Origin of the sequence: Actinoallomurus sp. CA-142502 (genome assembly GCF_050936355.1) — a bacterium.
Classification (GTDB): Bacteria; Actinomycetota; Actinomycetes; order Streptosporangiales; family Streptosporangiaceae; genus Actinoallomurus; species Actinoallomurus iriomotensis.
In genome coordinates, this window is the sequence record NZ_JBNJMY010000001.1 from 6,347,931 (window position 1) to 6,365,478 (window position 17,548).

At 68.5% G+C, this 17,548-nt stretch carries 14 protein-coding genes and 1 pseudogene; 4 read left to right on the forward strand and 11 right to left on the reverse strand.

Annotated features, from left to right (window positions below; translation table 11 throughout):
* Nucleotides 1-14: 14 nt before the first annotated feature.
* The 8 genes from ACQEV1_RS30155 to ACQEV1_RS30190 form a co-directional block, all read right to left on the reverse strand.
* Nucleotides 15-2,393: a hypothetical protein gene (locus ACQEV1_RS30155; protein WP_433397867.1), complete on the reverse strand. Its 2,379-nt coding sequence runs from the start codon at nt 2,391-2,393 to the stop codon at nt 15-17.
* A 24-nt stretch (nt 2,394-2,417) separates the two neighbouring features.
* Nucleotides 2,418-3,545: a hypothetical protein gene (locus tag ACQEV1_RS30160; RefSeq protein ID WP_433397868.1), complete on the reverse strand. Its 1,128-nt coding sequence runs from the start codon at nt 3,543-3,545 to the stop codon at nt 2,418-2,420.
* Nucleotides 3,546-3,656: 111 nt separating this feature from the next.
* Nucleotides 3,657-4,709: a hypothetical protein gene (locus ACQEV1_RS30165; RefSeq protein WP_433397869.1), complete on the reverse strand. Its 1,053-nt coding sequence runs from the start codon at nt 4,707-4,709 to the stop codon at nt 3,657-3,659.
* Nucleotides 4,710-5,001: 292 nt separating this feature from the next.
* Nucleotides 5,002-5,772, reverse strand: coding sequence for an SDR family NAD(P)-dependent oxidoreductase (locus ACQEV1_RS30170; RefSeq protein WP_433397871.1), 771 nt, complete (start codon nt 5,770-5,772; stop codon nt 5,002-5,004).
* 88 nt (nt 5,773-5,860) lie between these two features.
* Nucleotides 5,861-6,997: an acyl-CoA dehydrogenase family protein gene (locus ACQEV1_RS30175; protein WP_433397872.1), complete on the reverse strand. Its 1,137-nt coding sequence runs from the start codon at nt 6,995-6,997 to the stop codon at nt 5,861-5,863.
* A gap of 100 nt (nt 6,998-7,097) precedes the next feature.
* Nucleotides 7,098-8,033 carry a malate dehydrogenase gene (locus ACQEV1_RS30180; protein ID WP_433397874.1) on the reverse strand — a complete coding sequence of 312 codons (936 nt, stop codon included), beginning with the start codon at nt 8,031-8,033 and terminating at the stop codon, nt 7,098-7,100.
* Nucleotides 8,030-8,836, reverse strand: a complete 807-nt coding sequence (locus ACQEV1_RS30185; RefSeq protein ID WP_433397876.1) for a class I SAM-dependent methyltransferase — start codon at nt 8,834-8,836, stop codon at nt 8,030-8,032. The genes ACQEV1_RS30180 and ACQEV1_RS30185 overlap by 4 nt, the downstream gene beginning before the upstream one ends.
* 312 nt (nt 8,837-9,148) lie before the next feature.
* Nucleotides 9,149-9,772 carry a TetR/AcrR family transcriptional regulator gene (locus ACQEV1_RS30190; RefSeq protein WP_433397878.1) on the reverse strand — a complete coding sequence of 208 codons (624 nt, stop codon included), beginning with the start codon at nt 9,770-9,772 and terminating at the stop codon, nt 9,149-9,151.
* Between the two features lie 141 nt (nt 9,773-9,913).
* On the opposite strand from ACQEV1_RS30190, the gene ACQEV1_RS30195 reads away from it, so the two are divergent.
* From ACQEV1_RS30195 to ACQEV1_RS30210, 4 genes and pseudogenes are all read left to right on the forward strand, one after another.
* Complete coding sequence (locus ACQEV1_RS30195) at nt 9,914-11,095, forward strand: acyl-CoA dehydrogenase family protein (RefSeq protein ID WP_433397880.1); 1,182 nt, start codon at nt 9,914-9,916, stop codon at nt 11,093-11,095.
* A 30-nt stretch (nt 11,096-11,125) separates the two neighbouring features.
* Complete coding sequence (locus ACQEV1_RS30200; RefSeq protein ID WP_433397882.1) at nt 11,126-12,334, forward strand: cytochrome P450; 1,209 nt, start codon at nt 11,126-11,128, stop codon at nt 12,332-12,334.
* 212 nt (nt 12,335-12,546) lie between these two features.
* Nucleotides 12,547-12,852, forward strand: a pseudogene (locus ACQEV1_RS30205) (transposase); the annotation flags it as partial.
* A gap of 44 nt (nt 12,853-12,896) precedes the next feature.
* The gene (locus ACQEV1_RS30210) at nt 12,897-13,097 is read left to right on the forward strand and encodes a hypothetical protein (RefSeq protein WP_433406198.1); all 201 of its coding nucleotides are present in this window, start codon (nt 12,897-12,899) and stop codon (nt 13,095-13,097) included.
* A 208-nt stretch (nt 13,098-13,305) separates the two neighbouring features.
* Here the strand turns inward: ACQEV1_RS30210 and ACQEV1_RS30215 are convergent, their stop codons facing one another.
* The 3 genes from ACQEV1_RS30215 to ACQEV1_RS30225 all read right to left on the reverse strand — a co-directional run bounded on the left by ACQEV1_RS30215 (nt 13,306) and on the right by ACQEV1_RS30225 (nt 17,513).
* The gene (locus ACQEV1_RS30215; protein ID WP_433397884.1) at nt 13,306-15,561 is read right to left on the reverse strand and encodes an ATP-binding protein; all 2,256 of its coding nucleotides are present in this window, start codon (nt 15,559-15,561) and stop codon (nt 13,306-13,308) included.
* 182 nt (nt 15,562-15,743) lie between these two features.
* On the reverse strand, nt 15,744-16,310 hold the full coding sequence (locus tag ACQEV1_RS30220; RefSeq protein WP_433397886.1) for a sigma-70 family RNA polymerase sigma factor: 567 nt from the start codon (nt 16,308-16,310) through the stop codon (nt 15,744-15,746).
* A 507-nt stretch (nt 16,311-16,817) separates the two neighbouring features.
* Complete coding sequence (locus ACQEV1_RS30225; RefSeq protein WP_433397888.1) at nt 16,818-17,513, reverse strand: alpha/beta hydrolase; 696 nt, start codon at nt 17,511-17,513, stop codon at nt 16,818-16,820.
* Nucleotides 17,514-17,548: the final 35 nt, after the last annotated feature.

Here is a 17,548-nt window from a genome sequence, read left to right on the forward strand (position 1 = left end):
CGTCCCGCCCATACTCAGGTCATCGTCTGGTTGGTACGCGTCACGGACGGCGCGCCGTCCGGATCTCCCGGCAGGAGGACTGATCGTGCGTCGCCTGCCACGGCCGTCTCGCGCGGGAGGTCCGCCCGGTTCGCCGCGGCTTCCTCGAGCCGGGCCAGGATCCGGTCCAGCCAGGTCTGTTTCGGGGACCGTCCGGCCGGGATATCGGCGAGCAGGACCCGGCGAACGGGCGCTGTCTCCTCCGGATCCACGGCGAGCACCCGGAAGACGGTGCCCGGCAGGAAAGCCACCTCCGCATACGGCGAGTTCCCCGCGAACCCGCTCAGGCGACGCGCCGTGGCGGACCAGATGAGGAACTCCACCGCTCCTGGAACCAGCGCGTCGACCGCGTCGAACGCGGTCAGGGGGGCAGCTTCGATCAGCTCCTGCCCTGGGCGGTACGCGTTCGCCGTCTCCGGATCCGGCGGTCCACCACAGACGACCACTCCCTGGAACGACGGCAACCTCCGCAGCCCCGCGGCGACGCAGGCGGCGAACGATCGATCGCTCTCACTCCCGCCCGACCTGACCGACGCGACGAACTCCGCCCGGTCGCCACCGGCGAACACCCGTACCGCCGCCAGATCCGTCATCAGCGCCTCGTCCTGTTCTGCCGCGCCACGCAGTCCCGGCTGTTCGGCGAGCAGCCGGGCCACCGACCGCGCCGCGGCGTCGTAACGCCAGCCGAGCGATGCCCGGAACGCCCGCCGGTCCTCGGGAGTCCGGACCCGGTTCGCGAGCCATTGCCGATCGATCTTGGTCGCCTGGCGGGCGACGACGGGCTGCACGGGTCGTGGTTGATCAGGCACGGGGCCCGGCGACGGTCGCGGCGTGACGGCCGGCTCGTGCGGCCGGACAGCATGCGATGACATGTTCGGCTTTTCCCTCGGTGCCGCGATCGGCGGCTGCAGCGGCGCAACGCGCTTCGCCGGAAGCGGTGCGGACACGGTGTCCGTATCGGGTGGAACGTGCTCGGTGGACGTCACCGTGGCCGGTCCGCCGGCCTGCTCGTACGAGGCGGCCGATCGGACCTCCGGTACCTCGGTAGACGCCACGGTCGGCAGGTCCGCCGCTCCCCCGTCACGCGCCATGGTGGCCCGCCGCGTAGGGCCGCAAGGCCGCAGGAACCCCCGAACGTCGACAGTGACCATCGCAGGGGCGCCTCGATGGGGGGCTGACGGTCGCACGACGGAGTCATCCGGCCCGCGTACGGGCGTCTCCCGCGCCGGCAGGACGATCGCGTCGTCCTGCCGGTCGGTGGTAGCACCGTACGGACGCGGCTCCGACGCGATCGGGTCGACAAGCGTGACGTTCGGGTCATCCTGCCGCACGGTCGAGTCGTCCGGTCCGGAGTCGGGGGGCGCGGACGGCTCCTCGACCGTGACCTGAACCCGCGGGGCTCCGGGCCGGTGCAACCACTCGGGTGCGTCGGTCAGCCGGTCCGGTCTCCCGGTACTGCCGAAGAGCGCGAACCTGCGCGTGCCGTCGCCCGCGTAGTGAGGCAGAGCGTGATAGGCGTGGATGGGCATGCCGAGCCGGTCCACGAGGTTCTGCACGAGATCGGCGGAGGCGTCGAGACCCTGTCCGTACGGGGCGATGACGGCGGATTTCCCGAGGTCGGACGGCAGCGACGCCAGGAAGGCGGCGAGCTCCGCCACGTCCGGCGCAGGCTCCCCCGGTGCGCCGACGAGCACGACCGGCCGGGCTTTCTCGACGGGGACCCCGTACCCCAGGTCCGCCGGGGTCAGTGGCGCGCCCCCCGCGGCGCGGACCCACAAACCCGCGGGGATCGCGGTGACCGACATCGGCGGTGCCGACGACCGGAGCCTGCCGAACGCTCTGGACCGACGCGGCGGAAACTCGCGTGGCAGCGCGGCCTGCCAGGCCGGTGCCGGATACCTGGGCCCGTTCCACTGGGGACTGCTCCCCCGGCGGAAAGCGAGCCAGCCCGCACCGGCCCCGGCCGAGAACAGCTCGCCACCGCGAAGCGCGATCAAATCCCCGTCCGGAGCCACCACGCCTACGCCGAGCCAATCGGCCAGACGGGCGGCCAGAGGTGACGCGCCAGACGGGTCTGGCGCACCGGAGCGCGCCGCGACCAGTCGCATGTCGCGCATCTCCGAGCCCGGACCACCGGCGTTCAGTCTATCGACGAGCCGCCAGAGGAGGTCCGGGTCGAGAGCGTCGAGCGCGGCCGATGCCGAGGCATCGACCACGACGGTCGTTCTGGACGACTCCGGCCGCAGCGCCGCCGCGAACCCGACGGCCGAGGCGTCGGCGTCCGTCGAACGGAGCACGAGCGTCGAGCCGGCCTCCTCTACCACGATCGCGGATTCGCTCACACCGGCAGTCACCCGCGCCTCCTTCCCTCGAGGGCCTCATAGATTCCACGTGTGCCGAGGCTCGGGGAGTTCATCGCGGCGATGCCGAACCGGCGGCCGGCTGAGCCGACGCGACGGAGCGGGGTAGAACGTGTCGTCGTAGACGACGTAGCTGGCCGGATCGAGTTCGTCCAGCGTCACCACGCGGTTCCGCTCAGGCGGGTAGACGTGTTCACCGGCGGCGTCGGGACGCTCCGGCCGGCCGGCGGTGGAGAAACCGATGAACCGCCGTGTGCCGTCGGAGGTGTAATAAGGCAGCGCGTGGTAGGCCCGGATCGGGGCACCGAGTTGCTCGGCGAGGTTTCGCGCGAAGGTGGCGCACGATGTGGGATCTTGACCGTACGGGATGACGACGGCGAGCGAACGGATCACATGCGATAGCGACGCCAGGAACGCGGCCAGCTCTGTCGCCGCGGGCGCGGACTCCCCTGGAGCACCCACGACGACAATCGGCCGCTCCAGCTCAACGGGTACGCCGAACCCGTGATCGCCCAGTGGCAGCGATACGGCCTCGGGGGTGCGGACCCACAGCCCTGCGGGAGTCGGATCGACGGTCACCCGCGGTGATCGCTGATCGTCGCGGCGGGCCCCGGCCGGCCGAGGCGACGTACGCGGGCGGAACACGCGGAGCAGTTCTTTCTGCCAGGCGGGCGCGGGATAACGAGGGCCGCTCCAGCCCGGTCGCCGGCCGGGCTGGAAATCGCGCCATCCCGCCCCGCGGCCGGCGGAGAACACCTCACCCCCGCGCAGGACGATCAGTTCGCCGTCGGGGGCGACAACGCCCATGCCGAGCCGATCGGCGAGGCGGCAGGCAAGGGCCGGCGTGCCGGAGGATCCCGGCCGACCCGCGCGCGACGCGATCAACCGCACGCCCCACGTGCCGGCCGCCGAACGACGCGCCGCCGCGTCCGCACCGACCACGTCGGCCAGCTCGTCGAGCAGATCGTCGTCCAGACGGTGGAACGCGTTCGCGGCCGAGGCGTCCACGACGACGGTCGTCCGGTCCGGGTCGACCGGGAGCTTCGCGTATTTGGACTCGGCCGCGCCGGCGTGGGCCGAACGAAGAATGGCGGCCACCCCCGCCTTTTCGATCACGATCGTGTCGTCGCTCGTCACGGAAGACATCGCACTTCCATCCTTCCCACCGTCTTCACTCGTTCGGACGGAGCCGCGCCGCCGCGTTCCGGCGGCGGCGCGGTTCTTCGCTACCGGTGTCCCGATACGGAATGGCGGGGACTATTTCGCGGTGCCCGTGTGCCAGAGGGTCGTGTCGCCCTGGACGATCGCGAGATCACCGTTGCCCCGCATGACGAGGACCGCCCCGTCGTGACCGTCGGTGCGCGTGCTCCAGAGCGTCTCCTGGCTGCTGGAGTACAGGACGAAGTTCCCGTCCGCCTGGAAGACGGCGTGGGTGCCGGACGCGTTCGTCCCGGTCGACCAGACCACCGTGCCGTGCTGGTCCAGCAGCACGAGGTCGCCGTCGGTCCGCAGGGCCAGGCGAATGCGGTCGGTGTGCACTTCCTGCCCCGGCTGGAGCACATAGGTGTCATGGATCACGCGGGTCTGTCCCTGCGCGGGGCTGCCGGGTTCCGTGTTGGGGCTCTGCTTCGGCTTCGCACGGTGCTCTGACGCTGTGACGCTGTGCGGCGTCCGAATCGTCTTCGTCGCCTCTGTCGACGCCATGGGGGTGGGACGGGCCGGTGAATCCGGCTTCTTGCCGGAACCGGAGTTCTGGTCGTCCTTGCTCCGCACGGGGTTCGGGGGCGGGCTGCCCGGCGAGGTCGACGGCGACGGCGACGGCGAGAGAGTAGGGGCCGGGGAGTCGGGCACCGCCGGCGGGAGGCCGGGCGGACTCGGCTGCGTCCCGTCCGGCGTCTCCCACGGTGACGGCCGCTGGCCGCCGGATCCGGGAGTGTCTTCGGCCGGCCAGCTCGGAACGGGAGCGGCCACTGTCCTGCCGCCGGGGCCGGGCTTCTTCGCCGCGGCCTTGTGATCCTCCTTGATCGTCGACGACGTGGGCTCGCCGGCGAAGTGCGGGGAGACCACCATGAACGGCGCCGCCGCCAGCGCCACCACGCCGGTCGCCGTCAAAAGCGCGACGCTCCTACGGCGCCCGCCGCCGCCCGCCTTCTTCGTATCGCCCAGTCGCAGCCGTGACCCATCGAGACCTGGCGGCAGCTTCGTAGCGCCGCCTCCGGGGGTGACCGTGCTCGAATCGAACACGTCGACGGACGCGATGTCCAGCGGGAGGCCGCCGGTTCCGGGACCGGCGTCCGAGCCTGGTGCCACGTTCCCGTCCACGTCCGGCGCGCGACCCGGTACGGCCGTTCCGCCAGGGATCGCTTCTTCGCCTCCCACGTCAGGGACAGGAGGCTGCCACACTCCGCGACCTCGCCCGCCCGTTGCCTCTTCCATGGTGTTTCCTACCGTCCTCTCTGCGTCGCCGACGGCACGGGCCCGGGAACCGGTCCGTCTCAGCACGGACCGGGACCTCGGGTCGTCCTCCGGGCGAAAGATGGTGTCGGGGTAATCACGGCCCTGATCCCTGATCGGGATCACTGCGCGGCGGCACAGGGACGCCTTACCGCATGAACGAGCCACCGTTCACATCGAACGTGGCACCCGTGATGTAGCCAGAGTCCTCTCCCGCGAGGTGGGCGACGATGGCCGCCACCTCCTTAGGCCGGCCGAGCCGTCCGACGGGGATGCTTGCCGCGGTTCGATCCAGCGCCTCTTGAGGAAGGTCGCCCATCACCGGAGTCAGAATGGCGGCGGGCGCGACGGCGTTCACGGTGACTCCGTACGCGGCGAGTTCCCGCGCAAAGATCTTGGTCAGAACCAGCACTCCCGCCTTCGCGGCGGAATAGTGCACCCCGGCGACCTGGCCGCCCTGTTGGCCCGCCAGCGAGGCCAGATTGATGACCCGGCCCCAGCGTCGCTCCCGCATCTTCTCCGCGCACAGCCGGGTCATCACCAGGACGCTGCGCAGGTTGGTCGCCATGATGGCGTCCCATTCGTCGATCTTGACGTCCCAGACAGAGCCCGGGACCGTGCGGGCGGCGTTGTTGACGAGGATGTCTGGAGCGTGCCAGCGTGACGCGATCGTCTGGATCGCCGACTCGAGTTCCTGAACATCGGCCACGTCAGCGCATATCGGCATCGCGGTACCAGTGCCCGAGTCGAGCGCCCACGCGGTCTCCCGTACGGCGGCACCGTCTCGGTCCAGCAGCACCACCCGCATCGCGCGACCGTGCAGTTCCGCCGCGACGGCCGCGCCGATACCTCGCGCCGCGCCGGTGACCAGCGCGACCCGTGCCCAGGATGGCGCGGTGACATCAGGGAATTCACTCATCGAAGCCTCCTCGGTCAGATGACCGGGCTGAGCGGCAGCCTCCTCGCCAGAAGCACCCGTCCATAGATCTCCCGGCTGGTCTCCGCACTCAGCGCGGCGTGCCGGGACGCGGTTTCCAGGTCGCGCCAGGCCCGCTGCAGACGAGAGCCGTCGGCGAAGCTCCCGCTCCGGCGGTGTCGAGTAGCAGGCCGACCGCGTCCCTGGCGCAGCGCATCGCGTGGCTGCCGGCCATCCGCAGGCGTGCCCTGGCCTCAAGGTCAGGGCGGTGCCCTTCGCGTGCGGCCTGGTCGAGTTCTTCCGCAGCGCTGAACACATGCAGCCGCGCCGTGTCGATCAGCGTGGCGGCGTCCGCGACATTCAGCTGATGCGCCGGAGCATTCGCCACTTCGGGGAAGAGCGGAGAGGGCCCGCGCTTACCGCCCACGAGAGACCGCACGACGTGCTCCAGCGTCGCTTGCGCGATACCGATACCCGTGCCCACCAGTGGCAGATTGATCGACAGCGGGAAGGTGACGCGCGCCTCGCCGGGGTGCCGGCGTACGCCGACACCCGACGCGATCTCCGCGAAGGACAGAAGTCGCGTGTCAGGGACGAACAGCTCTTCGGCGACCGCCGTCTCGCTACCCGTGCCGCACATCCCGGCCATGTGCCAGGTCTCGGCGACCTTCACCTCATCGGCACTGACCAGCGCCAGACCACGCTCCGGCACGGCGTCCGCGTCGCCCCACTCGATACCGAGCAGCACCCATGACGCGTGCCGGATGCCGGAGATCCATGGCCATCGGCCGGTGAGCGCGACGCCACCCGGGACCCGCCGTACCGTGCCGGACGGGTTGGCGGCTCCGCAGACGAGACGGTCGGGCCCGGCCGCCCAGACCTTCTCGCGGACATCGCCGCGCAACTGCGAGGCGAAGAGGGCTCCCCCGTAAGCGATTCCCACGATCCAGGACGATGAGGCACACGCTCGCGCGAGTTCGGCGCAGACCGCGATCGCGTTACCGACGGTGGCACCGTGCCCGCCCAGTGCCCGGGGCGTGCCCAGACGAAGCAGGCCAGCACCGTGGAGAGCGACAAGGCTTTCGCCGGCGAGCCGGCGCCGCTGCTCCGTGCAGTCCGAATGCGCGAGGAGCACCGGCGCCAATGCACGTGCGGCGTCGACAAGGCGCGACCGCTCCTCCCCCTTTTCAACTCTCTCTTCGATCATCACGCCGAACCCCTTCGTCATTCGCCGACACGAGTCGGCGGCAGGCGGGAATGAAGCGGATCCCGCCGCTGACACGGCTGTGAACACGAGAAGAGTTCATCGAAACCCAGCGACGACCGGCTCAGACGGCGAGCATGTCGTCGCACTGGTACGCATACCGCCGAATCACCTCGGCGGCTTGGTGGAGAGCGTGGCTGTCGTGCTGCGCGAGCCGCCATTCATGAACCGAGGGCACGTGGTTCAGGCCGAGCGTGACCGGCACACCGATGGCGACGCCGTCGATGTCGTATTCGCCGTTGAGCGGCACGGCGGCACACCATTCCGCCGGGGTGCGCGAGACGAGGTCGTGGATCATGCGGGCGACACCGGTCGCCGTCGTCCACGCGGTCGTACGGCTGACGCCGAGAGCCGCCCAACGGGCGTACCAGCCACTGATCTCGGCGTGCACGGACCTCTGTTGCTCAGGGGACAGCCGCACGGGCACCCCGCTGAAGCTGATGCGGTCGAAGAGCGGCACGCATCCATCACCGTGTTCGCCGATCACCCAGCCGACGACCTCCGAGGGGCCCGCACGAAGCACCCGCCCGACGGCGATACGCAGGCGGAGGGTGTCGTTCCAGGAGTAGCCGAGAATGTGGTGCCGATCGATCCGTGCGGAATGGCTGAGCCAGGTGGTCAGTGGGTCGACCGGGTTGGTGACGACGATGACGTGACCGGACCAGTCCGCGGGCAGCTCGGCGAGCGCACGGAAATACGGACGCAAGACCTCGACGTTGCCGGACAGGAAGTCCAGGCGTGACCTCAAGGGTTCGAAGGAAACAGAGGCGGCGATCACCACCACATCGCTATTCGTGAAGTCATCGATGTCGCCACTCCGCACAGCCGTGCGCGTGAATGGGGTTATTCCGCCCAGATCCATCAGTTGGGAAGTGACGCATTCGCTGCGAAGCCCGATCAGCGCCAGCTCGTACGGAGCGTCCGTGCTCGACAAGGTGTAGGCGAGGGCCGATCCGACGCCGCCATAGCCGCCGACGATGGTGACCTTCGCGGGGTTCACAGAGTGCCTCCTTCATGTACTCCGGGCGGGCGTCGTCCGGTCACGGCGATCCAGCCGAACGAACACATCAACGCGTTCGGGTCGGCCGACGCCTGGTGGAACGCGGTGACAAGGTCGGGGTCGATCGCCCGGGCGAACCGCGGCCTGGCGGCGTCGACGGTCTGCGAGTAGAACTGCGCCCACGCGGACCCTCCGCGGTAAAAGGGCACTTCCATCGTGGCGTCGGCGACATCGAGACCTGCGTCGTGCATCCCGCCCGCCACCTTGTGGCCGATTTGGAAGTCGATACCTTCACCGTCGCCCCATCGGCACCATGCCGACCAGAAACGATGGTGCAGTGGTGTGTCGTTGAGCACGCTGCTGGTCGCATCCGGCTCGACCATCACCAGCGAGCCGCCGGGCTTCAGGGCGTGGCCGCACTTCTTCACCACCTGACGCCATTCGGGCAGGTGGTGAAGCAGGGCACGAACGGTGATCAGGTCGAACGCCGCTTCCGGCAGCGGGTCGTGGACCGCGTCGAGTTGCTCGATGACCACGCCGTCCGGGTGACGCGCCTCCGACAGGAACGTGGTGTCCAGATCCGTGGCCAGCACGTGACCCCCGGGCCCTGTCCGGCTGGCGATCCAAGCGGAGATGGTGCCCAGCCCCGCGCCGAGTTCGAGGGTGTGCCACTCACGACCGATCTCCGCAGCCTCCAGGGCTCTGCGGTGCATGGGGTCGAGCAGACGAGCCAGTCGCTGCAGACGGCGGCATTCATGGTCGTCCCTATTGGCGAAGACATAAGAATGCATGGGTTTCACCACTCAATGGACCTAGCCAAAATGATAAAAATACGCCCGTCAAACGGCGCAGGAGACAGCCTGCTCCATGAGTTGACGGAAGGTCGGCAGGCGCGCGATATCGGCAGTGCCGGACCGGGAACTGCAGCTTGACGAGCCGCGGCAGAGATATGCAGTGCGCCGACGAAAGGTAATCAAACGGCTCGGATGATTGACGTTCTACAAGCGCCGCTCCTTTCTGGGCGTCCGTTCCCTTATTTGAGGACAGGGAACATCAGATGCAGAAGGAAGTCAAGACCGACCGCCGCCACCGGCTTCTCTCGCCGACGCGGCCGCTCAGCCCGTACCGACCGAGGGTTCACACGCCTCGCGCATGACCCCCCTGACCAGCAGCATCGCGTGCTCGACGATCCGGTCACGGGAGAGGTCCAGGGACTTGGCCACCCATTCCATGAACAGACCGTTCATGCCGACGACGAGCGCCATGGCGAGAACATCCCGGTCGAGGTCACTGTCCTTCCGAAGGGGAGGGAGCGCGTCGGCCACCACGGCCGCATAGGCTCGCAGGCCACGTTGCCGGTGCGCCTCCGCGAGCGGCCCGGCCCCGAACATTTCGAGTATCTTCACCCGGCCGACCCGGGGGTCGTCCTCCAGCCCTCGGGCGATCGCACCGATCAGCTGACGAAGCCGCTCTGCCTGCGGCGCCGCCGGATCCATCGCGCCGACGGCCGCGACGAACTCCGCCTCATGGAGTTGGTCGTGCACGGCGACGAGCAACTCTTCCATGCTCGCGAAGCTTTCGGCGAAGTAGCGATCCTGAAGACCGGCGGTCCGCAGCACCGCTCGCATCGAAGTCGCCTGGTAGCCCTGGCTGCCGAAAAGCTCGAGAGCCGCATCGATCAACCGCGCCCGCCTCTCGACGCGACGCTGCTCACCGCTCTTACCGCCGTAATCTCTCATCGCAGGATGACGGTACTAAACGAACCGTGATCAACCCCCGTTACCTGCTCCGCCGCGCGTAAGCCCAGTCAAATGACTGAACCTGACGATGGGGGCCGGCCTTAACGTCGGTTGTGGTTGCCGACATCGATGGAGATTCGCGTGAACTTCGACCTCCCGGAAGACGCCGTCTCCGTCCACGAGGGCGTTTCCAAGATCGGCATGCGGTACGCGCCGGAGTACTGGGACCGCTGCGACGCCGACGAGCGCTGGCCCGAGGAGATCTGGCAAGAGCTCATCGACGGCGGCTGGCTGACCCTGGCCGTTCCGGAGCAGTACGGCGGAGCCGGCCAGGGCCTGCTCGAGCTCACCGTTGCCGCCGAGACGCTGGCCGCCTCCGGTGCCGGCGCCACCGGCTCCCTCCTCTACCTCCTGTCGCCCGCCTTCGGAGCTCTCGTCATCGAGCGCCACGGCACCCCCGGGCAAAGGCGCGCGCTGCTTTCCGGACCGGCCGCCGGAGAGTTCGAGACCTGCTTCGCGCTGACCGAGGAGGAATCCGGCATCACCGTGCCGGAGATCAGTACCCGCGCCCGCCGCCGCGGCGACGACTTCGTGGTCACCGGTCAGAAGACCTGGGTCACCGGCGTCGACCGTACGCGCTTCATGATCCTCACCGCCCGCACGGCGCCGGCCACCGAGGTCACGGGGCGCGGCCACGGTCTCACAATCTTCCTCGTCGACGTCGAGGAGGCGGTGGCCGACGGAACACTCCTCTACGAGCCCACCGCGAAGACGGGCAACAATGTCGCCGCCTCGAGCACGGTCTTCTTCGAAGACGTACGCGTACCCGCCGCCAACGTCATCGGCACGATCGACGAAGGCCGCACCGTTCTCCGGGACATCCTCGACGCTGAACGGGTCATCGCCGCGGCAGGCGCCGTCGGAAGTGCGGACCTGGCCCTGCAGGTCGCCCGCGACCACGCCGGCCGCCGCTCGCCACTAGACCGCACGATCGGCGCCGAACAGCGGATCACCCTCCCGCTGGCCCGGGTCAAGGCCCAGACCGAACTCGCCCGCCTCATGACCTACCAGGCGGCATGGCTGTGGGACCGTCATCGCCTCTGCGGTTCAGCGGCCGACATCGCCGGCCTTGCGGCCGCCGACGCCGCATGGCAGGCCGCGGACCGCATGTTCCAGATCCACGGCGCCGGCGCCCACGCCCGGTATTCCACCGCGGCCCGCCTCTTCCGCGACGCCCTGATCGGCAGAACCCTCCCGATCGCCGAGGAAGAAAGCCTCGCCCACCTCGCGCAGGACAGCCTCGGTCTCCCCAAGTCCCCTTGAGCCGTCCCGGCGAAAAGATGGAGCTCATCGATGAACGTACGAATGCGAGAAGTGCCTGGGACGCGACTTGATTTTCAGGAGCAACGCTTTATCGACGATCCTTACCCGGCCCTTCATGAACTACAGGAATTAGGACCGGTCGTCTATCACGAAGATCTGCATCAATACATCGTCTCGCACTACAAAGAATGCATGGCGGTATTTTCGGATTCTCGTGCGTTCTTTTCTCCGCCGGAATTCTTCCGTTCGATGTTCGGCGGCGAAACGATCATGAGCATGGACGTGGATCGCCACGATGAGACGCGCGGCATCTGGGCCGAAAGCTTCACACGTCGTGGTATCGCACCGCAGCGGGACATGATCACTGAGGTGATCGACGCATGCCTGGCTCCGCTGGTCGAGCGGCTGCGTTCGGGTGAACGGGTCGACGTGGTGAGGGCGATGACCCGGCCGATCCCCACCCTGGTGATCGCCCGCCTGCTCGGCATTCCGACGACGGACCATCCTCGGTTCAGCGACTGGAGCGATGGCATGGTCAAGGCCGCCGAGGGGGCGACGGACTCCAGTCCACAGGGCGCGGAGAACCTCCGCCTGGGCATGGAGGCCACCGCGGCGCTCAACGAATACCTGGCCGCCATGATGTCCACCGGCCACCGGTCCGGCTGCCCCGCCGATCTCATCGGCCAGATGGTCGCCTCGCCCCTGTCCGGCAAGATGACCGCCCAGGAGATGACGGCCTCGGTCGCGCAGTTGGTGTTCGCCGGCAATGAGACGACCGCCAAACTCATGGCGACGACGTTGTACGCGCTCGCGCGATTCCCGGATCAGCGACGCCTCTTGCTGGACGACCGCGAGCTCATTCCCCGCGCGCTGGAGGAGATCCACCGGTGGATGTCCGTGATCCACGTGGGCTGGCGGGTGCCGCGAGACGGAAAAGGCCTGGTCTCGGGGGTGCATATCCCGGATGGGGCGACGATCCTGGTGCTGCAGGGTGCGGCGAACAGGGATCCGGCGCGATGGGAGAACCCCGACGTGCTGGATGTCCGCCGCACGCCGCGTTCTCATCTCGGCTTCGGTTTCGGCATGCACCACTGCTTGGGCATCAACCTCGCACGGCTCGAGATGGTGATATGGCTCAACCGGATACTCGACGAATTCCCCGACTGGGACGTCTTCGACGTTGACTGGGGCCGAGGTTGGGTTGCGAGAGGCCCGGTCCGGCTGACGATCGGAAGCTGACCGGCGTCAGCCGGTCAGCTCTGCGAGCGTGTGCGCCGTCGCGGCCCGGGTCGGCGGATCCACACCGTGACCGGTCATCGCCTGCTCCCATGAATCGGGCACGGCCGGAATTCCGCTACGACGCTGAGAGCGCGTTTGAGATCTTCCGTGCCCCCGTGGGCTCGCCGTTGGGCCTGACGTGACTGGTGGGGGCTATCCGTCGGACCTGTCGGATGAACAGCGGGCGCTGGTCGAGCCGTTGCTGCCTTCCGCGAGGGTGGGGCCGAAGGGCGGGTGGCGAGAGACGGATCCACGAGGCCCTTCGGGAACAGGTCCGTGAGGCCGACGGCCACGACGCCGGGCCGAGTGCGGGGCTGATCGACTCGCAGTCGGTGCGCACCGCCGGCTCCGTCCCGGCCGCCACCAAGGGCTTCGACGCGGGCAAGCAGGTGAAGGGCCGCAAGCGGTTCATCGTCACCGACACCCTCGGCCTGCCGCTGGCCGTCCACGTCGTCGCAGCGAACGTCCAAGACCCCGATGGTGCCAGGCGTCCTCCGCTGTGGACCCGCCTCGACCGCCCAAAGTGCGGAAGGTCTGGGCCGACCATGGCTTCGCCGGCCGTCTGGTCGACTGGGCCGCCCAGACCCTCGGCCGCGAACTGGAGGTTGTCCGCAAAGATCCCGATCAACGGGACTTTATCCGTTGGGCGACGATCGGCATCATGGTCCGCCGTCTCACCCGCAGCCGCCCCGGCCCGCGACCGCTCTCGAAGGCAACCAGCTGAGCCCTCACCTGCCCGTGCTGGTCGGATGCCGCCATGAGCGCAGGCACTCACCCGGAATCCGGTTCGACGAAGAGCACCTGGAGCGGCTTGTTCTCTCACACAGCGAGCGCGGAGGGATCTCGTTCGCGGAGAGCGCCGTCGCCTGAAACGGCCCACACGCCCACGCATCAGGCGCTCAGATCTCAAAGGCGGTCTGAGATCGGGCACCCTAACCGTCGAGGGCGGCGATGAGTTTGCGGACGTCCTCGGCGCGCTCGTCGCCGATGGTCAGGTAGTCCTCGAGTGCGTTCTCGAAGGCCTTACGTGCTCCGGCGATGTCGCCGAGTTCCTGAAGCGCCATACCGAGCTGCTGGCTTCGGTGGCTTCTGTCGCCGACCAGGAACGGAACGCACTTACGGAGGAGAGGGATCGACTCCCTGAAGTGGTCGGCGGCCTCGCGCCAGTCGCCGAGCGCCGCATGGTCTTCGCCGATCCGGCTCAGTGTCACGGCGATGGTGATGTCCCGTACGTAGGACGAACCCGGGTAATCGGGGGCCTTGATCTCTTCCAGCAGGCTGACGTGCTGCCGGAGCGCGTCTTCGAGCCGGCCGAGACCGCGCAGGCAGTCACCGTAGCCGGCCGCGGCCTGCGGATAGCCGTCCCAGTCGCCCGCGGCCCGGAACAGGTCGATGGCCTGCCGGAGATACGTGGCGGCGCGTTCGTACTCGGGCAGTCTCCACGACGCTATCCCGGCGTACTCCAGCGCCCAGGCCTGCTGGCCGAGATCCTCCTCCGCACGGGCCAGCTCATACGCCCGCAGCGCGCACTCCACACTGTCCTCGTGCCGTCCCTCGCAACGGCTCAGCGCCCACGCCAGATAGTTCACGTGGACGGCTTCGACGCCGCGATCCCCCATGGCCCGCGCGGCGCGGCTGGACATCTCATAGACCTCACGCCACTCGGTCCAGTGGGCCAGCCGGTCGGAGAACCAGTGCATCGCCTCGGCCACCTCGATGACCCTCGTATGACCAGCATGGTCCGCGGCCGACCGCAGCGCGGCCAGCCAGTTGGCGCCCTCGACTTCCAGCCAAGCGTGGGCGTCCTCCGGGTTGCCGAGCGGTACCCCGTCGAAGTCCCGTGGCGGCTCGCCATGATCCGGCCCGAACCAGCGCCCCGCCGCGGTTGCGACGTCGAGCAGCCATTCGTTCATGCGCGCCTCCGCCGCCCGGCGGTCGGCCTCGGTCTCCTCTTCGGCCAGCCGTGCCCGCGCGAACAGCTTGACCAGGTCGTGCAGGCGATAGCGGCCGACGTGCGGCGACTGCAGCAGGCCGAGTTCGACGAGTTCCTCGAGCGCGTCCTCCGCTTCGTCCAGGCGCATCGCGGCCAGCACGGCGGTCATCGCCGCCCCGAAATCGGGTCCCGGCACGAGAGCGAGTTGGCGGAACAGGCGACGCGCCCGCGCCGGCAGATGATGGTAAGAGACCGCGAATGCGGCCGCTATGTGCAGGTCACCGGCGGACAGCGTCTCCAGACGGCGTTCCTCGTCCGCGAGCCGTCCCGCCATCTGCGCCGCCGTCCAGCCGGGCCGGCTCAACAGTCGGTTCCCGGCGATTCGGATGGCCAGTGGCAGATGTCCACACAAACCCGCCACGGCGTCAAGATCATCGATGTCGAAGGCGCGGTCAGCGCGGACGATCGTACGCAGCATCTCGACGGCGTCTTCCGGCGGCATCTCCGTCAAGGGCAGCTGCCGAACGTCCTCCAAACCCGCCAGTGAGCGCCGACTGGTGATCAGCACCAGGCTGTTCCCGTCGCCCGGCAACAGCGGTCGCACCTGACTCTCTCCGGCGGCGTTGTCCAGCACGACCAGACTCCGCCGCCTGCCCAGCACCGAACGGTAGTACGCCGCGCGCTCCCCTTCGTCCTGCGGGATCCGCTCGTCGGCCACCCCGAACGCCTTCAACAGCGCCGACAGCGCGGATCCAGGACTGAGCGGAGAATCGTCCATGCCACGCAGGTCCAGGAAGAACCGCCCGTCGGGAAAGCGGCCGGCCATCGACTCGGCGGCGCGGACCACGAGGGTCGTCTTGCCCAGACCAGGGCCGCCCGAGATCGTCGCCGCCACCGCGCGCCCGTCGCCCGCGGCCTCCTCGGCAAGCTTTTCCAGCCGGTCCAGCTCAGCACCCCGACCGGCGAAATCTCCCACCGCGCGCGGCAGCTCACAGCCGCCGCCGGGCGACGTCACCGAACGCGGCCGGCCGGCCTTCGCCGCCCCGTTCAACGCCTCGCTCTCGGAGGGGGTGAGACCGAGCGCGGCGGCGAGCGCCGCCACCGTACGGCGCTGTGGTCCTCTACTGCGCCCGCGCTCCATGTCTCCGATGGCCCGGACGCTCACGCCTGAGGCGTCGGACAGCTCCTCGATCGTCATCCGTGCCGTGTGGCGGTGATCGCGGAGGAGTTCCCCGAACGACCTCGTCTCATCCATCAAATTCCCAGCACTCCCAGAACCGGCGGCACAGTAGTTCTGCCGTTAATTCTGCCGGTATTTCTGCCTGCTGGAAGGGGGACGGCCAGTAAAGTTCAGCGCGTTACCACAGGGTCGTCGAGCATGTCGATGAGGTGGGCGGGCGAGGCGAACCCCCTGCGGGGCGAGTGAACGGGCATCACCTACACCTCGGACATCAGTTCTTCTTTGAGGAGGAGCCGCAGGTTCTTCAGCGCGTTGTAGACACGGGACTTCACGGTTCCGACGGGCACCCCGAGCACCTTGGCGGCCTGTTCGGCCGTCCGGTCGGCGAAGTAGACCTGCTGTAGAGCGGCACGGTGGGCGGGGCTCAGGCGGTCGAGCGCACGCTTGACGTGGATGGACTCCACCACGTTGGCGGAGTGGTCGTTCAGGATCTGCATGGGCGCCTCGGCCACATTGATCTCGGCCGGCCGTGCCCGGCGAGCCCGGACCTTGTCCACCGCGACGTTGTGCGCGACCCGTTTCAGCCAGGCCGATACGGAGCCGCGCTCGGGCGTGAGCAGGTGAGCGTTCCGCCAGGCCCTCACCATCGTCTCCTGGACGACGTCTTCGGCCTGGTACGGGTCGGAGAGCATCTGCGTGACGTAGGCGAGGAGTGCAGGACGGTACTGGGCGTAGAGCGAGCGGACGAGCCGAGTTGGGTCCGGTTCGGCCGAGCAGGCGGTGTCCGCCGGGGATCCGTTACGTTCGAGGACGTGAGTGTTCATCGCGGCGCTCGTCTCCAATCCGGTCTTTCATGGGCGTTGTAAAGAATTGAAACAACGCGGTGCCCGCGAGCCCAGGAAGAACAACCGGCAGAAGTGTTTCCTCCTGCGGTTCGGGACCCGGACAGAGTCTCTGGTCCTTGGATATGTTTGAGGCATGCGTGCACACGTACGGATGGTTACTGTGGGCGCCATGCGCGAGATACAAAAAGCTCTACGGCGATCTTAAAGAAGGCATCGATGCCCTGGTCAGCGTGATTGGAACTGCCGGGCGTCGCTTCTACGCCGGAGACTGATGCCGAAGCCGCACCTGCATGGCCAGGCACGCACTAGAAGGGCCGGCCCGGCCATTTATAAGGCTTCAGGTCGCCATTGTCAGTACAATGACGTTACGCTCAACGTTTCGAGCGTTACGGATCTGCTCGGGAAAGATCCATCTCTTAGCTCACTCCTGGATGGTTTCGAGATCGGGCTCGTTCACACCAACTTCCTGCGATCGGATGGCGGCGTTCAGAGGCCAGTGCTCGCGGCCGCGCCGGCGGCCAGCTTGATCAGATCGATGACGGCCTGCGGCTGGGACACATAGACGGCGTGGCTGGCAGGTGTCTCGGCCACCGTGGAACCGGCCCGCTCGGCCATGGCGCGCTGCGCGGGCGGCGGGATCATCCGGTCCTCGGTGGCGACCAGGTACCAGCTACGCCTGTGGCGCCAGGCGGGCTCGCCGACCGCACCCGCGAGGGCGTCCACGCCCCACGGGACCTGCGAGTCGGCCATGAACCGCGCCTCCTCCGGCGGCAGGTCACCGGCGAAGGCGGCGGGGAACTTCGCCCGGTCGAGGAAGAGAAAACCGTCCTCAGGCGGCAGGATCGGCGGTACCGGTGCACCAGGCGGTGGGTCGGCGATGAGCGTGTTCACCGACTCGCCCTTGTCCGGGGCGAAGGCGGCGATGTAGACCAGCGCCGTCACGGCGGGGTGCGTACCCGCCTCGCTGATGACCGCTCCGCCGTAGGAGTGGCCGACCAGCACCGTGGGTCCTTCCTGACGCTGCAGGACGCGGCGGGTGACCTCGACGTCGTCTCCCAGGGACAGCGTCGGGTTCTGCACGACGCTGACGTTGAAACCGTCCTGGCTCAGCGACTGGTACACCTTCTGCCAGCCAGAACCGTCAACGAAGCCGCCGTGCACAAGGACGACGTTCTCGGCCATATTCATCGCTTTCTCCGGTTCCGATGGATGTGTGG

Coding starts and splice junctions, on each gene's coding strand:
- ACQEV1_RS30215 (WP_433397884.1), bottom strand. CDS start 15,561: ATGGATGAGACGAGGTCGTTCGGGGAACTCCTCCGCGATCACCGCCAC.
- ACQEV1_RS30170 (WP_433397871.1), bottom strand. CDS start 5,772: ATGAGTGAATTCCCTGATGTCACCGCGCCATCCTGGGCACGGGTCGCG.
- ACQEV1_RS30175 (WP_433397872.1), bottom strand. CDS start 6,997: ATGACGAAGGGGTTCGGCGTGATGATCGAAGAGAGAGTTGAAAAGGGG.
- ACQEV1_RS30160 (WP_433397868.1), bottom strand. CDS start 3,545: ATGTCTTCCGTGACGAGCGACGACACGATCGTGATCGAAAAGGCGGGG.
- ACQEV1_RS30190 (WP_433397878.1), bottom strand. CDS start 9,772: ATGAGAGATTACGGCGGTAAGAGCGGTGAGCAGCGTCGCGTCGAGAGG.
- ACQEV1_RS30220 (WP_433397886.1), bottom strand. CDS start 16,310: ATGAACACTCACGTCCTCGAACGTAACGGATCCCCGGCGGACACCGCC.
- ACQEV1_RS30225 (WP_433397888.1), bottom strand. CDS start 17,513: ATGGCCGAGAACGTCGTCCTTGTGCACGGCGGCTTCGTTGACGGTTCT.
- ACQEV1_RS30200 (WP_433397882.1), top strand. CDS start 11,126: ATGAACGTACGAATGCGAGAAGTGCCTGGGACGCGACTTGATTTTCAG.